Origin of the sequence: Clostridium sp. ATCC 25772, from assembly GCF_001573875.1 — a bacterium.
GTDB lineage: Bacteria > Bacillota > Clostridia > Clostridiales > Clostridiaceae > Clostridium_J > Clostridium_J senegalense.
Window position 1 is genome coordinate 1 of record NZ_LFRG01000226.1, and the last position, 512, is coordinate 512.

At 33.6% G+C, this 512-nt stretch carries 1 protein-coding gene; it reads left to right on the forward strand.

The window, feature by feature from the left end:
* The coding region (locus tag AZI32_RS17710) for a flavodoxin domain-containing protein (protein ID WP_162266762.1) at positions 1-512 on the forward strand (512 nt) is incomplete at both ends.

Genomic DNA, 512 nt, shown 5'->3' on the forward strand with positions numbered 1-512 from the left:
TTAACTTCTCACGGTCCTATATTAAGTAAAGACCCTATGGCTCAAGTTAAAAGATATGTAGAATGGTCAACTGAAACTGTTAATACAACTAACCAAGACCAAGTAGCTGTATTATACTTATCAGCTTATACTAATACAAAAGTAATGGCTGAAAAAATATACGAAGGTATAAAATCAACAGGTGAAGACGCTACTTTATATGACATAGAAAATATGGATTTAGCAGAACTTCATGATGTTATGGTAATGTCTAAAGGAATATTATTTGGTTCTCCAACAATAAACAGAACTATGGTTAAACCTATGTGGGATGCGTTCTCATTAATAGACCCTATGGCTAACCAAGGTAAATTTGCTGGAGTATTCGGATCTTATGGATGGAGTGGTGAAGGTATAACTATGGCTGAACTACTTGTTAAAAATATGGGATTCAAGATGCCTGTTGAAACACTTAAGAAGAAATTCTTCCCAAGTGATGAAACTTTACAAGAATGTTTTGATTTCGGTGTTAA